Here is a 17,415-nt window from a genome sequence, read left to right as displayed (position 1 = left end):
GACACCCCACCGACAGCCCGCGACAGGTCGGGGACGGCCCGCGACAGGTCGGGGTCGGGCCGGGTCGGTCAGCGGGTCTTGGGGCGGATCAGGCCCTCCTGGGCGACGGTGGCGACCAGGACGCCGTCCTGGCGGAAGACGCGACCGATCGAGAGGCCACGGGCGCCGCCGGCCGAGGGGGACCACTGGTCGTAGAGCCACCACTCGTCGACGCGGAACGGCCGGTGGAACCACACCGTGTGGTCGAGCGAGGCCATCTGCACCGTCGTCGGGTCGGCGCCGTCGTGGGCGGCCAGCGAGGCGCCGAGCAGCGAGACGTCGCTGGCGAAGGTGAACGCCGCGAGGTGCTCGAGCGGGTCGTCACCCATCTCGCCACGGATCCGGATCCACATCCGCGACTGCGACGGGTGGTCCGGGTCGGGGTCGAGACCGCGCCGCGAGCTGCCGAGCCACCGGGCGTCGAGCGCGGCCCACTCCTTGCCGAGCGCGTCGGACTCCTCGTTGCCGCGCCTGCGCATCAGGTCCATGAGGTCCAGGCCCTCCTCGGGTGGCTTCACCCGGGGCATCACGTCCTGGTGCTCGAGTCCCTCCTCGGTCCGCTGGAAGCTGAGCGTCTGGTAGTAGATCGCGCGGCCGTGCTGGCGCGCGACCACCCGGCGGGTGACGAACGAGCGTCCGTCGCGGATCCGCTCGACGTCGTAGATGATCGGCACCGAGTAGTCGCCCGGCAGCAGGAAGTACGAGTGCAGCGAGTGCACGTGGAGGTCGGGCTCGACGGTCCGCGCCGCAGCGATCAGCGACTGCGCGGCCACCTGGCCGCCGTAGACCCGCTGGCGGGTCGTGTCGGGCTGCTTGCCGCGGAACAGGTCGACGTCGAGGTACTCGAGGTCGAGCAGCGCCACCAGGTCACGGGCCGGGTCCTGGGACGCCGGGGCGGGGTCGCTCACTGCTCTTCCTTGGGGTCGGGGTCCTCGAGGTCGGCGAGGAACTGCTCGAACTGCAGGCCGATCTCGTCGCCCGTGGGCAGCGGCTGGTCGTCGGCGAGCAGGTTCGCGCCGCGCTCCTCGGCCTGGGCGAACGAGTCGTACTGCCGCTCCAGCGAGGCGACGACCTCGCCGACCTCCTCGTTGGCCGAGAGGTAGCGGGCGATCTCGGCCTCGCGGTCGCTGGCCGCGACGTGCAGCGCCGACAGGTCGAGCGTCAGCCGCCCGGCGCGCTCCACCTGCTCGAGCAGGACGGCGGCGGCCTGCGGGTACTCCAGCTGGGCGAGGTAGTGCGGGATGTGGGCGACGAAGCCGAGCGCGTCGTGGCCCCACTCCCCCAGCCGCAGCTCGAGCAGACCCTGCGCGCTGCTGGGCACCCGCAGCTCTCCGGCCCAGGGGTTGTCGGAGGTGACGAGGTCGGGGTTGTTGGCGTGGTGGGTCACCGCGATCGGACGGGTGTGCGGCACCGCCATCGGCACCGAACCCATGCTGACCACCAGCGTCACCCCCAGGCGGTCGACGACCTCGAGCACGGCGCGGGCGAAGGCCTCCCACCGGTTGTCGGGCTCCGGACCCTGGAGCAGCAGGTACGGCGTACCGCCGGCGTCCTGCAGCAGCCGGACGACGAGCCGCGGCGCGTCGTACTGCTCGTAGTGGTCGCGGACGAACGACACCGCCGGACGCCGGGCCCGGTAGTCGTGGAACTGGTCGACGTCGAACGTCGCCACCACGGTGCCGCCGTCGGACAGTGCCGCGAGGTGCTGCGCGGCCAGCGCGGCCGAGGTGCCGGCATCCAGGAACCCGTCGAGGGCGACGACCATGGTCACCTCGCTGACGGCATCGAGGCCGGGGACCTCGTCGACGATGTGGACCAAACGCTCGGAGCTCACGGGGTCAACCCTAGGGGCCGGTGGGCGGCGACGACTCCGCCGGGCCGGTGGGCGGGGCCCCGTCGGTGGGCTCGGCCACCGCGGGCGCGTACGTGCGGGCCATCAGGTCGGCGCCGCGCCGGGCGACCTCGGCCAGCGGGAGGTTCAGGACCTGGCGCACCACCCGGGCGTCGTCCTCGTCGGGACGGTCGGTGAAGGCGTCGAGGAGGTCCCAGACGCCCTGCTCGCCGCGAGCCTGCACGAGCCACTCCACGATCCACCACGCGAGCGCGTAGTGCTCGGCGGCGTCCTCGTCGTTGAAGGCGTCCTCGGCGGGCAGGCGCAGGGCGCCGGCCCGAGCAGCCGCCAGGGTGCGGGCCGGCACCCGGCGGTCCTCCGGGGCGATCGCCTGGACCGACAACCACTCCGCGACGCCCTCGCTCAGCCAGACCGGGGCCTCGTCGTCGTGGGCGCCGACGGCGACGTGGGTGAGCTCGTGCCGCACCAGCCGGGCCAGGTCGCCCGACCGGCGACGGCCGAGCCGGTCGAGGGCGCCCCGGTTGAGGGCGAAGCGGGTCGAGGCGATCGCGTCGTCGCCCGCCTCCGGGCCCACGGGCACGGTGAAGGCGACGGCGTCGAGCGCCTGCGGGTCGCCGCCGGGGACCTCGTCCAGCCCGGCGAGGAACGCCGGGTCGGACAGGGCGTAGAAGACGACGGTCCGCGACCAGTCGTAGGGGACCCGGGCGGAGACGTCGTCGACGCCGGCCGCGACGGCCGCCACGAGCTCGGGGCCGCGCTCGGCGGTGCCGTCGTCGAGCACCCCGAGGACGCCGCCGGCCCGCACCGCCGTGACCGTCCCGGTCTCCCACGGCTCGCGCAGGCCGAGGTGGGCGGCCTCCCACGCGGGGTCGGTGGTCGAGTCGACGACGAACCGGGTGCCGGCCCGGGCGAACCGGACGCGGTCGAGCGTGTGGACGGCGCGCTGGTCGAACGCGCCGAGCCGGGTGGTCACCTCGACGACACCCCAGTAGCCGTCGCCGGTGCGGACCAGGCTCTCGGGGGCCAGCCGGTAGGAGAACCGGGTGAGGGGGAGCTGGGTGATGCTGACGAAGTAGCGGTCCTCGGAGGCGAGCAGGTCGCCGTCCTGGGCGAGACCGGCGCGGAAGCCCTCGCGGTCCCCGGTCAGGACCGCGGTCGCCCGCGCGTCCAGGACGCCCTGGAGCGTGGTGGCGACGTCGGCCGGGACCACCTGGGGCGGCCCGCTCGTCGGCTCGGGACCCGGCGTCGGGGGCGCCGCGGTGGTGGCCGGGGCCGGGGCCGGGGTGGTCGGGGCGGCTACCGGGTCGGTCGGCGGCGGCGACGTGTCGCCGGGCTCCCCACCGCAGGCGCCGAGCGCCAGGACCAGCAGCGCGACACCGGTGGTGCGGGCAGCCGAGCGGACGGTCGAGCGGGCAGTGGTGCGGGCGCCGGCCGCGGCCCGGGACCGGACGTCAGCGCGTGCGGTCGGCATCGACGTCGGGCCGGATGCCGCCCGTCCCCCCGGCGGGATCGCCGAGCGCCGACATCGCCTCGACGATGCCGAGGGCCAGGGCCTGCGGCGTGAGGCCGATCCGCTCGAGGATCGCGGCCCGCTTGGCGTGGTCGAGGAACTCCTGCGGGATGCCGTGGAGGCGGAAGGGCGTGTGGACGCCGGCGGCGTTGAGGGTCTGCAGCAGGACGGCGCCACAGCCGCCGACCTCGCCGTTGTCCTCGATGCTCACCACCAGCCGGTGGTCGCGGGCGAGCTCGACGATCGCGGGGTCGACCGGTTTGACCCAGCGCGGGTCGACGACCGTGACACCGATGCCCTGGGCCACCAGGCGGTCGGCCACGTCGACGGCGACCTCGGCCATCGAGCCGACCGCGACGACCAGGACGTCCTGGTCGCCGGTGCGCACCAGCACGTCGGCCCCGCCGGCCCTGCCGACCGCCTCGATGTCGGCCGGCGGCGGACCCTTGGGGAAGCGGACCACGGTGGGGGCGTCGTCGACGTCGACGGCCTCGTCGAGCAGCTCGCGCATCCGGGTGACGTCGCGCGGGGCGGCGAGCCGCAGGCCCGGCACCACCTGGAGGATCGACATGTCCCACATGCCGTTGTGGCTGGCACCGTCGTCACCGGTGACGCCGGAGCGGTCGAGGACGAACGTGACGCCGCACCGGTGCAGGGCGACGTCCATCAGCACCTGGTCGAAGGCCCGGTTGAGGAAGGTGGCGTAGACCGCGAACACCGGGTGCAGCCCGCCGAGCGCCAGGCCCGCCGCGGACGTGGCCGCGTGCTGCTCGGCGATGCCGACGTCGAAGGTGCGCTCCGGGAAGTGCTGCTGGAAGACGTCGAGCCCGACCGGGTGGGTCATGGCCGCGGTGATCGCGACGACGTCCTCGCGGCGGTGCCCGACCTCCACGATCGCGTCGGAGAAGTGGTCGGTCCAGATCCGGCCCTTGGGCTTCTCGGCGCCGGTCTGCACGTCGAAGGGTCCGGGCGCGTGGAACTGGTCGGCCTCGTGGCGCTCGGCGGGGTCGTAGCCGTAGCCCTTGCGCGTGATGGCGTGCACGATCACCGGCCCGTTGAACTTCTTGGCCTGGGCCAGCACCTGCTCCACCGCGGCGCGGTCGTGACCGTCGACGGGGCCGACGTACTTGAGGCCGAGGTCCTCGAAGAGGCCCTGGGGCGCCAGCGCGTCCTTGACGCCCTTCTTCATCGCGTGCAGCGCGTCGTAGGCCGCGGGACCGACCCCGGGCACCGCGGTGAGGCGCCGCTTGACCAGGTCCAGCACGTTCTCGTAGCGCGGGTTGGTGCGGAGCGAGGTGAGCGCCGTGGCGAGCCCGCCGATGGTCGGGGTGTAGGAGCGCCCGTTGTCGTTGACGACGATGACCAGCCGGCTGTCCTTGGCGATCGAGATGTTGTTGAGCGCCTCCCAGGCCATGCCGCCGGTGAGGGCGCCGTCACCGATCACGGCGACGACGTGCCGGTCCTCGCCGCGGATCCGGTAGGCCTTGGCCAGGCCGTCGGCGTAGCTCAGGGCGGTGGAGGCGTGGGAGTTCTCGACGATGTCGTGCGGGGACTCCGCCTGGCTCGGGTAGCCGCTCATGCCGCCCTCGCGGCGCAGGGTGCCGAACGTCGCGGCGCGGCCGGTGACGAGCTTGTGCACGTAGGCCTGGTGACCGGTGTCGAAGACCACGCGGTCGCGCGGGGAGTCGAAGACCCGGTGGATCGCCAGGGTCAGCTCCACCACGCCGAGGTTGGGGCCGAGGTGACCGGTGTTGGTCGCGACCGTGCGGATGAGGAGGTCGCGGATCTCGGCGGCCAGCGCCGCCAGCTGGTCGTCGTCGAGGGCCCGCAGGTCGCGCGGCCCGGTGATGGACTCCAGCAAGGACATGCTGTCGAGGTTACCTGCTCGTAGCCCCTCCCCCGGGATCGGCAGGACCCCCACGTCGCCCGCGTCGCCGCGTCGACCGCGTCGTCGTCTCAGAGGTCGACGACGGCGATCGCGGGCTCGTGGAGGCTGCCGAGCCAGACCCGGCCGTCGTGCTCCCGGACCCCGGTGACCATGTGGTACGCCGTGCGCTGGGTCGTCGGGTCGATGTCGAGGTCGTGGACCAGCCGGCCGTCGTCGTCGTAGGCCTGGACCCGCACGGTCCGCCGGGGTGCCGGCTGGAGGCGCTCGGGCAGCCTCGTGGCGAGCCGGCGCAGCGCCATCGGTGCCGTCTGCAGGCGCTCGACGACCGGGTCGCGCGGGCTCGCGATGGTGACCCAGACCAGGCCGTCGCTGCCGCGGGCGATGTTGTCGGGGTAGCCGGGCAGGTTGCTGCACAGGAGGTCGCGCATGCCGGCGTTCGGGCCGGTGAGCCAGCGCCGGACGACGGTGCGGGCGCCGGTCTCCGCCACGGCGACGAAGTCCTCGTCCCGCGACAACGCGACGCCGTTGGCGAAGGCGAGCCCGTCGAGGACGACGGTGACGGTGCCGTCGGTGTCGAGGCGCAGGAGCCGTCCGGTCCGGGTGTTCTGGACGAAGTCGGCCTTCCAGTCCTCGATGCCGAAGCGGGTGGAGGAGTCGGAGAACCAGACCGTGCCGTCGGCGGCGATCGCGGCGTTGTTGCAGAACCGCATCGGCCGCCCGTCGACCTCGCCGGTCACCGCCTCGACGGCGCCGTTGCGGGTGTCGACGCGGAGCAGTCCCCGGTGCGCGTCGCAGACCAGGAGGCGCCCGTCGAGGTCGATCTCGAGGCCGAGGGGGCGTCCCCGGGTCTGCGCGACCCGGTCGACCTTGGTGCCGTCGGGACTCACACGGAACACCGAGCCGTCCTCGGTGCCGGTGAAGACGGCGCCCTCGTCGGCGCCCGAGCGCCCCACGACGACGTCCTCGGCGCCCGGGCCGGGGACGGGGTGGACGGTGAGGGTGCGGTTCGTGCCGGTCGTCATGGGAGCAGCTCTCGGTAGAGGTCGGAGGCGAGCAGCTCGTCCAGGACGAGCGCGCACGAGGTCGTGAGCGGCAGGGTGCGGAGCAGGTCGGGCTCGAGGAAGACCATCTGGCGGCCCTCGTGGCACTCGACCTCGGTCAGCTCGGTGCGACCGACGTACAGGCGGAACGTGTCGTCCCCGCCGCACGGCTCGCTGAAGAAGGTGCGTTCACCCCACAGCGTCAGCCCGCCGTCGAGGACGACGCCGGTCTCCTCGGCCAGCTCGCGGTATGCGGCCTGCTCGAAGCTCTCGCCCTCCTCGACGCCACCGCCGGGGAAGCCCCAGCGCTCGGGATCGATCCGCGGGTGCTCGTCGCGCTCCTGCACCAGCAGCCGGCCCCGCCGGTCGACGAGGGTGGCGGAGGCGAAGCGGTGCACCCCGTCAACCTAGTGGCACCGCTGGTGCCACCCTGGAGCCATGACCGGTCGCCGACCCACCGCCCTGGCCCGTGGGGCGCTCGCCCTCGTGCTCGCCCTCGTGCTCGCCCTCGTGCTCGCCCTCGTGCTCGCCCTGCCGGTCGCGCCCGCGTCCGCCCGCGCCGAGGAGCCGGAGGTCACCGGGTACGCGCTCGGCAGCCTGGCCGCCCGGGTGGTCGCGCGCGACGCCGACGCGCTCACGACGGTCACCGTCGCGGCCGCCCCCCTGTCCGCCGACGGCCGGCGGGCGCTGCGCCCGCCCGCCGACGTCCTGCGCGTGGGGCGGGTGGCGCGGCGGCACGGGCTGCGCACCGAGCTGCTGCTGTCGAACTACAGCAACCGGCTCGAGGACTTCGACCCGCGAGCCGCGCACCGGCTCCTCTCCGACCCCCGGTCGGTGCGGCGGGTGGCGCGGCAGCTCGCGGCCCACGTCGCCGACGGTCGCTGGGACGGCGTCAACGTCGACCTCGAGCTGGTCCGGCGTGGCGACGCGGACGGGCTGGTCGACCTGGTCGAGGCCCTCCAGGACGCGATGCCCGCGGAGCGGACCGTCACCATCGACATCAGCGCCTCGACGTCGCTGCCCTCCTACCGCGACCGCGGCTACGCCCTGGCCCGGCTCGGACGCGCCGTGGACGCCGTCCAGCTGATGGCCTACGACCAGCACGGGCCGACGTGGTCGGGCCCCGGCCCGGTCGGCGACCTGCGCTGGCAGCGGGACGCCGTCGAGACCGTCCTGCGCCGGGTCCCGGCCGGCAAGGTCGACCTCGGGGTCGCCGGCTACGGCTACACCTGGCCGGCGGCGCCGGGCCGCACCGGCCACACGGTGACGCCCGCCCGGGCCCGGCTGCTGGTCGAGCGCGCCGGCATCGACCCGGTCTGGCATGCCCGGTCGGGCGAGTGGTCGGCCCGCCTCCCCAGCGGCACGGTGCTCTGGTGGTCCGACGCCCGCTCCTACGACCGCCGGGTCGACCTCGCCGAGGAGCTCGACCTCCGCGGGCTCGCCGTCTGGCGCCTCGGCTCGGCCGACCCGCTCCCCCGCTGAGAGTTGCCCGCATCGGTGCAATTGCATCGAATTGGTCGGTTCTCGCAGCCCCCAGCTGGCCAATCGGCGGCAATTGCACTGGTCTGGCCGGCTCTCACCCCGCGCAACCGCTGAGACCGCTCACTCGGTGCAATTGCATCGAATTGGTCAGTTCCTGCAGCCAGACCTGAGCCAATCGCGGCAATTGCACCGGATCGGCCAGCCCCCGCACGCCAGCCGCGCGGACCCGTCGTCAGTCGTCGGCGGCCCGGTCGACGACCCGGTCGAGGTAGAGGCGGACGGGGGTGGTGACGACGCGGGCGAGGCGGAGCTTGAGACGCTCGGCGAGGCCGGCGTTCGGCGGGACGTCGAGGTCGTCGATCCGGCGCGAGAGCACCCACTCCAGGGTCGGGCCGGCCCCCCGGATCTCGCCGAGCACCTCCGGGACGGTGTCGATCAGCAGGTCGAGCGAGTCGTCCTCGGCCACCATGTCGCGCAGCATCTGCCCCGGCTGCTGGTGGTAGGCCCGTAGCGCGCTCGCCTCGAGCCGCTCCGGGGTCGTGCCGTCGGCGGCGAGGATGGCGGCCGCGAGCGCCTGGCACGCCGGGTCGTCGGCGAAGTCGCGACCGACGAGGTACTCGCAGAGCGCGCTGGCGCCGTCGAGCCGGCCCCACAGCCAGTCGTGGGCGCGACCCTCGCGCGAGCCGAACGCGCCGAAGTGGTTCCACCGCTCGCCGTGGAGCTTCCTGGCCGGCCAGTCGCCGTAGCCGCTGGCCTCGACCGGCACCAGGGGCGGCGCGGCCGGGGTGACCTGGCGGTAGCGGAACGTCGGTCGGTCACCCGACTCCGACGAGAGCGCCGCCGACACCACCTCCAGGTCGAGCGAGTGCTGGGCCAGGTCGGCCGCGCTCGGCGCGCCGGGCCAGGTGGCGACGATCGCCTCGACGACGTCGGCGAGCAGCACCGCGACCTCCCCGCGGGCCCCCAGGTCGTCGTGCACGGCGGTGAGCGCGGCGAACCGGGCCGACGGGGACGACGTCGCGGTGACGGCGGCGAGCAGCGCCGACTCCTCGGCCCGGCGCAGCGTGCGGACCCGCCGCTGCGCCCGGTCGACCGCGCCGAAGGCCTGGGTGCGGGTGGCGTCGGCGGCCGCGGCGAGGACGAGCGCGCGTCCCCACCAGCGCAGGATCCGCGCCGCGGCCGGCAACCCCCAGGCCCAGGCGGTCGGGTCGAACGCCGGCCCGTCGGGGACGACGGGCCAGGCCTCCGCGGCGAGCTCGAGCGGCGCCGGGGGCACCAGCTGGGCGGGCCGCCCGAGCGCGAGCAGCCACCGCTCGGCCTCCTCGAGACGGCGCGCGCGGTAGGCCGGGAACAACGCCGCGGCGGCGGCGCGCCCCGCGACCGGGTCGAGCACGGGCACCGACGACGGCGACAGCAGGTCGGCCAGCACGTGGTGCGGGCCCGACCTGGTGAACGACGCCCGGGCGAAGGACTCCCCCAGGGTCTCCATGTCGGCGCGCTGGTCGGGCTCGCGGACGGCACCGATCACCGCGCCCATGACCCGGGCCACGTCGGGCGGGTCGCCGCTCGTCCAGGGCTGTCCGGCGGCGGCGGTGCTCGGGGTGACGTAGAGGACGACGCGCTCGAACGGCGCCGCCACGGATCGGTCGCGGAGCTCGTCGAGGAGTGGCTCGAACGGGGCGTTGTCGAGGACGCCGCCGTCGATCAGCCACGTCTGCGGGTCGTCGTCGCGCCGGTCGCGGCGACGCTCGCGCAGGGCGGCGCTCTCCCACACCGGCGCGAAGGCGACCGGGAACCCCGCCGAGGCCCGCCCCGCCCGGGCGACCACGGTGTCATCGGGGTGGAAGTCGTCGTCCTCGAGGACGCCGTCGGCTCCGTGGCGCCGGCGGAAGCGGTAGACCCGGCGGCTGTCGACCGCCCAGGCGGCGAGCCCGTGCTCGAGGTCGTAGCGGCGGGGCTGCGGTCGCAGCGCCGTCGCGGTGACCAGCAGCGTGCACTCGGCCGGCTCGACGCCCGGGTGCGGGCGGATGCCGGCGACGACGTCGGCGACCGAGCGGGCGAAGAAGTCACCGTCGAGCACCGACGGCGCGGCCTCGTTGTCGTCGCGCAGCAGCGCGCCGCGCTGCAGCGCGGCGAGGTCGCCCCACACGGCCTTCATGTGCGGCAGCTCGGCGCCGCGGGCGACCGCCGTCGCGAGCAGGGTGCCGTTGATGCCTCCGGCGCTGGTGCCGGCGACGGCGTCGACCACCACGCGCCGGTCGGTGCGCTCGAGGATCGTGCGCCAGGCGTCGTGGACGGCCTGCTCGCCCGGCTCCGCAGGGTCGGCACCGACCGACGCCAGGCGGAGCCGGTCGAGCTCGTGGACGACGCCGCCCATCCACACGGCCAGGCTGACGCCGCCGTTCAGGACGAGCGCGAAGCGGGTCTCGGTGGCCATGTCCCCAGACGACACCCCCCACGCAGGCGACCGCATGACCCGTTCGGGCCACCGCCACCTCGGGAACGGGTCACCGGCGAGTCACAACCGGGGTCGGTGCCGGGTGCCGCGCAGGGCGTCCTCGACCAGCCCGACCTCGCGGCGCACGGCGGAGAGGCGGGCGTCCTCGGTGAGCCAGGTGTCGACGGCGGCGTCGACGACGTCGGGGCTCGCGACGTCGCGCAGCTCGGCACGCGCCTCGCTCAGGCCGCGTCGGCAGGCGGCCTGCATCGCCTCGACGTGCAGCACCGCGAACCGGGCGAGCACGAGGACGTGGCGCCGCAGGGTCGGGTAGGTGCGGTACTCGGGCGGGCAGACGTCGAGGAGCCACGACTCCGCGGTGCCCTCCCAGCGCTCGGCGTCGGGTGGTCGGACCGCGCTCGGCCAGCCGGGCGGCGCGTACGGGTGGGGCATGCCCCCCACGCTACTCGAACACCTGTTCGAGCGACTAGCCCGCCAGGAAGGAGAACCGCACCTCGCGGACGTCATTGTCGACGTTGAGGTCGACCAGGCAGATGCTCTGCCACGTCCCGAGGGCGAGGCTGCCGCCGAGGACCGGGATCGTGGCGTGCGGCGGCACGATCGCCGGCATCACGTGGGAGCGGCCGTGGCCCGGACTGCCGTGCCGGTGCCGCCAGCGGTCGTCGGCCGGCAGCAGGTCGCCGAGCGCGGCCAGCAGGTCGTCGTCGCTGCCGGCGCCGGTCTCGATGACGGCGATCCCGGCGGTGGCGTGGGGCACGAACACCTGGAGGAGCCCGTCGTCGGCGCTGGCGACGTCCGCCAGGAACGCCTCGGCGTCGGCGGTCAGGTCGAGCACCCGCTCCGCCCCGCCGGTGCGGTAGGTGCGGACCTCGCTACGCATCGCCGCGCTCCAGCGCCGTCTCCAGGCGCTCGAGCTTCGCCGTCATCTCGCCGGACCGGCCGGCGCGGATGTCGGCCTTGAGCACCAGCCCGACCCGCGGCGAGACCTCGGCGACGACGTCGACGGCCCGCTTGACGACCGCCATCACCTCGTCCCACTCGCCCTCGATGTTGGTGAACATCGCGTTCGTCTCGTGCGGCAGCCCGGAGTCGCGGACGACGCGCACGGCGGCCGCGACGGCCTCGGCCACTCCCCCGTCGGCGTCGCCGGAGCTGGGACTGATGCTGAAGGCCACGATCATGCCCGCCACGGTAGCGACCCGGCCGGCACCCGGCCGGCGGCCGGGCCGCCACGGCCGGCACCCGGGCCGGCCGGGGTCAGCCGCCGAAGACGGAGTAGCTGCTGCCGAGGAAGAAGCCGCTGCCGGCGACCGTGTCGATGCAGGTGACGCCGGAGGCCTCGAGCAGGCACTGGACCGCACCGGACGGCGACGCGACGACCGAGCCGTCCGCGACCGTCGCTGCGCCGGGCTCGCGGATGGTGTCGCTGTTGCACTCCGCGGTCGGCGCGCCGCCCTCGCCGAAGACCACCCGGCCCACGCTCTGGACCGGCCCGTCGGTCCCGCAGTAGCCGGGGTCGGGGATGCCGCCCGAGGGCAGCTCGCAGCCGACGGCGAAGCGGGACTGGGTGAGGCAGTAGATGCCCGAGGAGGTCTGGAACCGCTTCGCCGTCCGCGGTTCCTGGCCGGCGGCGTCGAGCTTGGCCTGCGCGTCGGCGTAGGTCGTCGGCACCGGGTCGGGGCCGGGCGCCGGGGGCGGCGTGGTGGTCTGCGACGGCTCGACGGTCTCGCTGGGTGTCGGGTCGGGCGTCGAGGTGAACGTGGGGGTCTCGGACGGCGTCGCGCTCGGTGTCTCGGACGGCGTCTGGGACGGCGTCTCGCTCGTCGACGGCGTCTCGGACGGGGTGGTCGTCTCCGCGGTCGGCGGGTCGCTGGGGGTCGGGTCGGCGGTCGGCTCGTCGTCGCCACAGGCCGTGAGGCCCAGCGCGAGGACGGCGACCAGGGCCACGAGGGGAAGTCGGCTCACGTCCCACATCGTCGCGCGTCGGGCCGCCACCGAGGCGGAACCGGCCCGCGCGGCGCGCCGCGGCGCTGCACCCCTCGACGTCCGCGGCCCGGCGGGCGATGCTGGGCGGATGACGCCGGACGAGCTCGCCGCGCACTGCGCGTCGCTGCCGCGCTGCCGCCGCAAGGGGACTGCCGAGCGTCCGGCCTGGTACGTCGCCGACCGGCTCGTCGTCCGGCTCGAGGATCCCACGACCGTGACGATCCGCTGCACCCTGGCGCACCGCGAGAAGCTGGTCGCCGCCCACCCCGGCACGTTCGGGGTGCCGCCGTCGATGGAGCGGCACGAGAAGGTGCAGGCCGTCCTCGACCACGGCGACGACGACGCCGTGCGGGACGCGGTGACCGTCGCCTACCGGCTCCAGCGCGACCGCTCCGGAGCCTAGGGCCGACCCGTCAGGAGGTCGACCGACGGGTCGGCGTCGAGGTCCGGCAGCAGCCGGCGCAGGGCGGCGAGTCCGTCGCGGGCCTGGGACTTGACCGTGCCGACGGCGATGCCGAGGGTCTCGGCGGTCTCGCGCTCGGTGAGGTCCTCGAGGTAGCGCAGCACGATGACCGCGCGCTGACGCGGGGCCAGCGACAGCAGCGCGCGGCGCAGGTCCTCGCGCTCGGCGACGTCCGCGTCCGGCACCCCGCGGTCCGGCAGCACGGCGGCCGCGACCTCACGCCAGCGCCGCCGACGCCACCGCGACACGCTCTCGCGGGCCAGGATCGTGCGCACGTACGGCTCCGGGTGGTCCGCGATCCTGCGCCAGTGCGGCACCGCCTTGACCAGCGCGGCCTGCACGAGGTCCTCGGCGTCGGCGTGGCTGCCGGTGAGCAGGTACGCCGTGCGCAGCAGGGCGTGCTGCCGCGCCCGCACGAACTCCTCGAAGCCGGCTCGGTCAGGCGGGAGGGACACGTCGCCTCCTCCACAGGATGGAGGCACCGGCCAGCACGAGGACCGTGGCGCTCGCGACACCGGCCACCACGGTGGTGCGCCTCGGGTCGTCCGCCGGCGGCGGGCGGGTCCCGGGCACGAGGTCGTTCGCCCACAGGTCGGTCGCGTAGACCGGGGTCATGGTCTGCGTGTCCGTCCGGAGCCGGTCGGCGCGCGCCTCCCCGGTCTCGACGTCGACGACCGCGACCCGCCCGCGGAGGTTCCCGACGACGACGTGGCCGGCGTCGCGCCACCCGATCACCGTGCGCGGCTCGAACCCGACGTCGACGTCGCGGCCACCGGCGACCAGTCGCCACGGGTCGCGGGACCGCTCGCCCCAGGCGACGTAGGCCAGCTCGCCGCTCGGGCCGTAGGACGCGTGGACGACGTCGTGGGGCAGCCGCTCGGAGCTGCTCTCACCCGACTCGGGGTCGAACCGCAGCACGCGCTGCCCGCGCGACCAGACGACGCCGGACGGACCCGAGCCGGGTGACGGGAGCCAGTAGTGACCCTGCGACTCGGCGCTGGTCGCCTCCCCCGTCTCGACGTCCCAGACGACCAGCTCGTCGTCCTTGGCACGGTCGGACCCGGACGGCGAGTAGTTCGTCAACAGGTACCTGGAGTCCCCGCTGAAGATGATCTCGAAGGCGTCGGTACCGCGGATCACCGCCTGCTCGGGGTCGTCCAGGAAGCGGGTGCTGCCGGTCACGGTGTCGTAGACCGCCCACCCGACCACCTCCTCGCCGCGGTAGCGGACGTAGCCGACCTTCGTGCCGTCGGGCGACAGGACGACCGTGCCGTTGCCGAGCATGTCGGCGCTCGCTCCGCGGAGGTCCAGGAACCGGGTCGACCCGTCCACCGCCGACACGCCGAACACGCTCGAGCTGCGCCGAGATCCGAGCAGCCCGTCGCGCTCGATGCGGGTGCTCATGGACACCGCGGCCAGGACACCGGGGGGTCCGGCCTCGTCGGTGCCCTCGGTCCAGCCGTCCGGGGCGTGGATCATCCGCGGGAGGTGGAGATCGCTGAACGCGGCCGCTGCGGGCTCGGGCGACGCGTCGCGACCCGGCCACGCCACCGTCGCGCCGACCCCGAGCACTGCGACGACGACCGCCGCCACCGCGGCGAGGGCGCGGACGCGCCGCTGCCGATCGTGGCGACGTCCGGCGTCCCAGAGCGGCGCACCGTCCAGGTGCGAGGGCGCGTCCTCGGCCAGGTCGCGCAGCCGGTCGGCGAGCGTCGTCGGTGTCGTCATGGGTGGCCCTCCTCGGTCCTCACCTCCGTCCACGTCACGACGAGGGCCGGAGGAGGGGTGCCGGGGAGAACTTTCTCATCCGGACGCACCACCGCCCCGGCACCACGGGGTGTCGGGGCGGCGGAGAGAGCCGGCGGAGCCGGCGGTCAGGCCTTGCGCAGGTTGCGCAGGACGTACTGCATGATGCCGCCGTTGCGGTAGTAGTTCGCCTCGCCGGGGGTGTCGATCCGGACGACGGCGTCGAACTCCACCTCGCCCGCCGTCACCTTGACCGTCTTCGGCGTGCGGCCCTCGTTGAGCTCGGTGATGCCCGCGATCGAGAAGGTCTCCTCACCGGTCAGGCCGAGGGACTCGGCGTTCTGGCCGGCCGGGAACTGCAGCGGGATGACGCCCATGCCGATCAGGTTGGAGCGGTGGATCCGCTCGTAGGACTCGGCGATGACGGCCTTGACGCCGAGCAGCGAGGTGCCCTTGGCAGCCCAGTCGCGCGACGAGCCCGAGCCGTACTCCTTGCCGCACAGGACGACGAGGGGCGTGCCCGCGGCGGCGTACGCCTCGGACGCCTCGTAGATCGAGGTGACCGGGGCGTCGGCCCGGGTGAAGTCGCGGGTGAAGCCGCCCTCGGTGCCGGGAGCGATCTGGTTGCGCAGCCGGATGTTGGCGAACGTGCCCCGGATCATCACCTCGTGGTTGCCGCGGCGCGAGCCGTAGGAGTTGAAGTCGCGCTGTGCGACGCCGTGCTCGGCGAGGTAGGTGCCCGCGGGCGAGTCCTTCTTGATCGCACCGGCCGGACTGATGTGGTCGGTGGTGACCGAGTCGCCCAGCTTGAGCAGCACCCGGGCGCCGTCGATGTCGGTGACCGGGGTCGGCTCGTCGGGCATGCCGTCGAAGTACGGGGGCTTGCGGACGTAGGTCGACTCCGGGTCCCACTCGAAGGTCTTGCCCTCGGGGGTGGGCAGCGACTGCCAGGTCTCGTCGCCGGCGAAGACGTCCTGGTAGCTGTCGCTGAACATCTCCGAGCTGATCGCCTCGCCGATGACCCGCTCGACCTCGGTCGGGGAGGGCCAGATGTCCTTGAGGAACACGTCGTTGCCGTCGGTGTCCTGGCCGAGCGCGTCGCCGAACAGGTCGAGGTCCATCGAGCCGGCCAGCGCGTAGGCCACCACCAGCGGCGGCGAGGCGAGGTAGTTCATCTTGATGTCGGGGTTGATCCGACCCTCGAAGTTGCGGTTGCCCGACAGCACCGAGGTGACCGCGAGGTCGGCCTCGTTGACCGCGGCGGAGACCTCGGGGATGAGCGGCCCGGAGTTGCCGATGCAGGTCGTGCAGCCGTAGCCGACGAGGTTGAACCCGAGCTTGTCGAGGTACGGCGTGAGTCCGGCCCTGTCGTAGTAGTCGGAGACCACCTTCGAGCCGGGCGCCAGGGTCGTCTTGACCCACGGCTTGCGGGACAGGCCCTTGTCGACGGCGTTCTTCGCGAGCAGCGCGGCCGCGATCATCACCGACGGGTTGGAGGTGTTGGTGCACGAGGTGATCGCCGCGATGGTGACCGCGCCGTGGCCGATGGTGACCGGCTGGCCGTCGATCTCGAAGTCGATCGTGCGGTCGGGCTCGTCGGTGTAGTCGGCGAGCGCGGTCTTGAACTTCGGGCCGGCCTCGCTGACCTCGACGCGGTCCTGGGGCCGCTTGGGCCCGGCGAGGCTGGGGACGACGGTCGACACGTCGAGCTCGAGCTTCTCGGAGTAGCGCGGCTCGGCGGCCGGGTCGTGCCAGAGGCCCTGCTCCTTGGAGTAGGCCTCGACGAGCGCGAGCTGCTCGGGCGAGCGACCGGTGAGCTCGAGGTAGTCGAGGGTCTGCTGGTCGATCGGGAAGACCGCGATCGTCGAGCCGAACTCCGGGCTCATGTTGCCGATCGTGGCGCGGTTGGCCAGCGGCAGCGCGGAGACGCCGGGACCGTAGAACTCGACGAACTTGCCGACGACGCCGTGCTTGCGCAGCATCTCGGTGATCGTGAGGACCAGGTCGGTGGCGGTCGCACCCTCGGGCAGGTCGCCGTTGAGCTTGAACCCGACGACGCGCGGGATGAGCATCGAGACGGGCTGGCCGAGCATCGCGGCCTCGGCCTCGATGCCGCCCACGCCCCAGCCGACGACGCCGATGCCGTTGACCATGGTGGTGTGGCTGTCGGTGCCGACGCAGGTGTCGGGGTAGGCCTGCTGCTCACCGTCGACCTCGCGGACCATCGTCACGCGGGCCAGGTGCTCGATGTTGACCTGGTGCACGATGCCGGTGCCGGGGGGGACGACCTTGAAGTCGTCGAAGGCGCCCTGGCCCCAGCGCAGGAACTGGTAGCGCTCGCGGTTGCGCTCGTACTCGATCTCGACGTTGCGCTGGAAGGCGTCGGCGGAGCCGAAGACGTCGGCGATGACGGAGTGGTCGATGACCATCTCGGCCGGCGCGAGCGGGTTGATCTTGGTGGGGTCGCCGCCGAGGTCGGCCATCGCCTCGCGCATGGTGGCGAGGTCGACGACGCACGGGACGCCGGTGAAGTCCTGCATGATCACGCGCGCCGGCGTGAACTGGATCTCCTTGCTGGGGTCCGCGTCGGCGTCCCAGCCGGCGATCGCCTTGATGTCGTCGGCGGTGATGTCGGCGCCGTCCTCGGTGCGCAGGAGGTTCTCCAGCAGCACCTTGAGGCTGAACGGGAGGCTGTCGACGTCGAGGCCGTCACCCTTCACCGCGTCGAGCCGGAAGATCTCGTACGACGTCCCGTCGACGTCGAGGGTGCTCTTGGCTCCGAAGCTGTCCTTGCTGGGCATCAGCCGTCTCCTCGTGGGTGCTCGTGTGACCTCCGCCCATCTTGCCGCCGCCGGGAATCCCGGCGGTAGTAAGGCGGACCTAACCGGCCCTGTCGTTTCTCTTGATATCAAGATACACGAGGTCGAGGCAGTTTTCACGTCTGAGCGCCC

The 17,415-nt window shown here is 73.9% G+C and carries 16 protein-coding genes; 2 read left to right on the top strand and 14 right to left on the bottom strand.

Annotated features, from left to right (window positions below; genetic code table 11):
• Positions 1-68: 68 nt before the first annotated feature.
• The 6 genes from E4623_RS07470 to E4623_RS07445 form a co-directional block, all read right to left on the bottom strand.
• Entirely contained in the window at positions 69-947 is an 879-nt protein-coding gene (locus E4623_RS07470; RefSeq protein ID WP_134765896.1) for an acyl-CoA thioesterase II, read from the bottom strand.
• Positions 944-1,873 (bottom strand): PAC2 family protein, encoded by a 930-nt coding sequence (locus E4623_RS07465; protein WP_167736521.1) that lies wholly within the window; start codon positions 1,871-1,873, stop codon positions 944-946. Before E4623_RS07465 ends, E4623_RS07470 begins: the two co-directional genes overlap by 4 nt.
• Positions 1,874-1,883: 10 nt before the next feature.
• Positions 1,884-3,362, bottom strand: a complete 1,479-nt coding sequence (locus E4623_RS07460; protein ID WP_134765895.1) for a hypothetical protein — start codon at positions 3,360-3,362, stop codon at positions 1,884-1,886.
• Positions 3,343-5,268, bottom strand: coding sequence for a 1-deoxy-D-xylulose-5-phosphate synthase (dxs, locus tag E4623_RS07455; protein WP_134765894.1), 1,926 nt, complete (start codon positions 5,266-5,268; stop codon positions 3,343-3,345). Before dxs ends, E4623_RS07460 begins: the two co-directional genes overlap by 20 nt.
• 89 nt (positions 5,269-5,357) lie before the next feature.
• The gene (locus E4623_RS07450; RefSeq protein WP_134765893.1) at positions 5,358-6,311 is read right to left on the bottom strand and encodes an SMP-30/gluconolactonase/LRE family protein; all 954 of its coding nucleotides are present in this window, start codon (positions 6,309-6,311) and stop codon (positions 5,358-5,360) included.
• The gene (locus tag E4623_RS07445) at positions 6,308-6,727 is read right to left on the bottom strand and encodes an NUDIX domain-containing protein (RefSeq protein ID WP_134765892.1); all 420 of its coding nucleotides are present in this window, start codon (positions 6,725-6,727) and stop codon (positions 6,308-6,310) included. The genes E4623_RS07450 and E4623_RS07445 overlap by 4 nt, the downstream gene beginning before the upstream one ends.
• Positions 6,728-6,767: 40 nt before the next feature.
• Between E4623_RS07445 and E4623_RS07440 the strand changes: the two genes are divergently transcribed.
• Positions 6,768-7,811 (top strand): glycosyl hydrolase family 18 protein, encoded by a 1,044-nt coding sequence (locus E4623_RS07440; RefSeq protein ID WP_134765891.1) that lies wholly within the window; start codon positions 6,768-6,770, stop codon positions 7,809-7,811.
• Between the two features lie 232 nt (positions 7,812-8,043).
• On the opposite strand, the gene E4623_RS07435 is transcribed toward E4623_RS07440, so the two are convergent.
• From E4623_RS07435 to E4623_RS07415, 5 genes are all read right to left on the bottom strand, one after another.
• Entirely contained in the window at positions 8,044-10,248 is a 2,205-nt protein-coding gene (locus tag E4623_RS07435; RefSeq protein ID WP_167736520.1) for a DUF3376 domain-containing protein, read from the bottom strand.
• Between the two features lie 81 nt (positions 10,249-10,329).
• The gene (locus E4623_RS07430) at positions 10,330-10,701 is read right to left on the bottom strand and encodes a hypothetical protein (RefSeq protein WP_134765889.1); all 372 of its coding nucleotides are present in this window, start codon (positions 10,699-10,701) and stop codon (positions 10,330-10,332) included.
• Positions 10,702-10,735: 34 nt separating this feature from the next.
• A complete protein-coding gene (locus tag E4623_RS07425) occupies positions 10,736-11,149 on the bottom strand; it encodes a YjbQ family protein (RefSeq protein ID WP_134765888.1) in 414 nt (137 codons plus the stop codon).
• Positions 11,142-11,450 carry a thiamine-binding protein gene (locus tag E4623_RS07420; protein ID WP_134765887.1) on the bottom strand — a complete coding sequence of 103 codons (309 nt, stop codon included), beginning with the start codon at positions 11,448-11,450 and terminating at the stop codon, positions 11,142-11,144. Before E4623_RS07420 ends, E4623_RS07425 begins: the two co-directional genes overlap by 8 nt.
• Before the next feature lie 76 nt (positions 11,451-11,526).
• Positions 11,527-12,234 carry a hypothetical protein gene (locus tag E4623_RS07415; protein ID WP_134765886.1) on the bottom strand — a complete coding sequence of 236 codons (708 nt, stop codon included), beginning with the start codon at positions 12,232-12,234 and terminating at the stop codon, positions 11,527-11,529.
• A gap of 109 nt (positions 12,235-12,343) precedes the next feature.
• On the opposite strand from E4623_RS07415, the gene E4623_RS07410 reads away from it, so the two are divergent.
• Positions 12,344-12,658, top strand: a complete 315-nt coding sequence (locus E4623_RS07410; protein ID WP_134765885.1) for an MmcQ/YjbR family DNA-binding protein — start codon at positions 12,344-12,346, stop codon at positions 12,656-12,658.
• Here E4623_RS07410 and E4623_RS07405 read toward each other — a convergent pair.
• The 3 genes from E4623_RS07405 to acnA all read right to left on the bottom strand — a co-directional run bounded on the left by E4623_RS07405 (position 12,655) and on the right by acnA (position 17,265).
• The gene (locus tag E4623_RS07405; protein ID WP_134765884.1) at positions 12,655-13,173 is read right to left on the bottom strand and encodes a SigE family RNA polymerase sigma factor; all 519 of its coding nucleotides are present in this window, start codon (positions 13,171-13,173) and stop codon (positions 12,655-12,657) included. The genes E4623_RS07410 and E4623_RS07405 overlap by 4 nt on opposite strands.
• Positions 13,157-14,446, bottom strand: a complete 1,290-nt coding sequence (locus E4623_RS07400) for a hypothetical protein (protein WP_134765883.1) — start codon at positions 14,444-14,446, stop codon at positions 13,157-13,159. The genes E4623_RS07405 and E4623_RS07400 overlap by 17 nt, the downstream gene beginning before the upstream one ends.
• A gap of 146 nt (positions 14,447-14,592) precedes the next feature.
• A complete protein-coding gene (gene acnA, locus E4623_RS07395) occupies positions 14,593-17,265 on the bottom strand; it encodes an aconitate hydratase AcnA (protein ID WP_134765882.1) in 2,673 nt (890 codons plus the stop codon).
• Between the last annotated feature and the right edge of the window lie 150 nt (positions 17,266-17,415).

This window comes from Nocardioides sp. 1609, from assembly GCF_004522105.1.
Classification (GTDB): domain Bacteria; phylum Actinomycetota; class Actinomycetes; order Propionibacteriales; family Nocardioidaceae; genus Nocardioides.
This window is presented reverse-complemented; position numbering and strand designations above follow the sequence as displayed.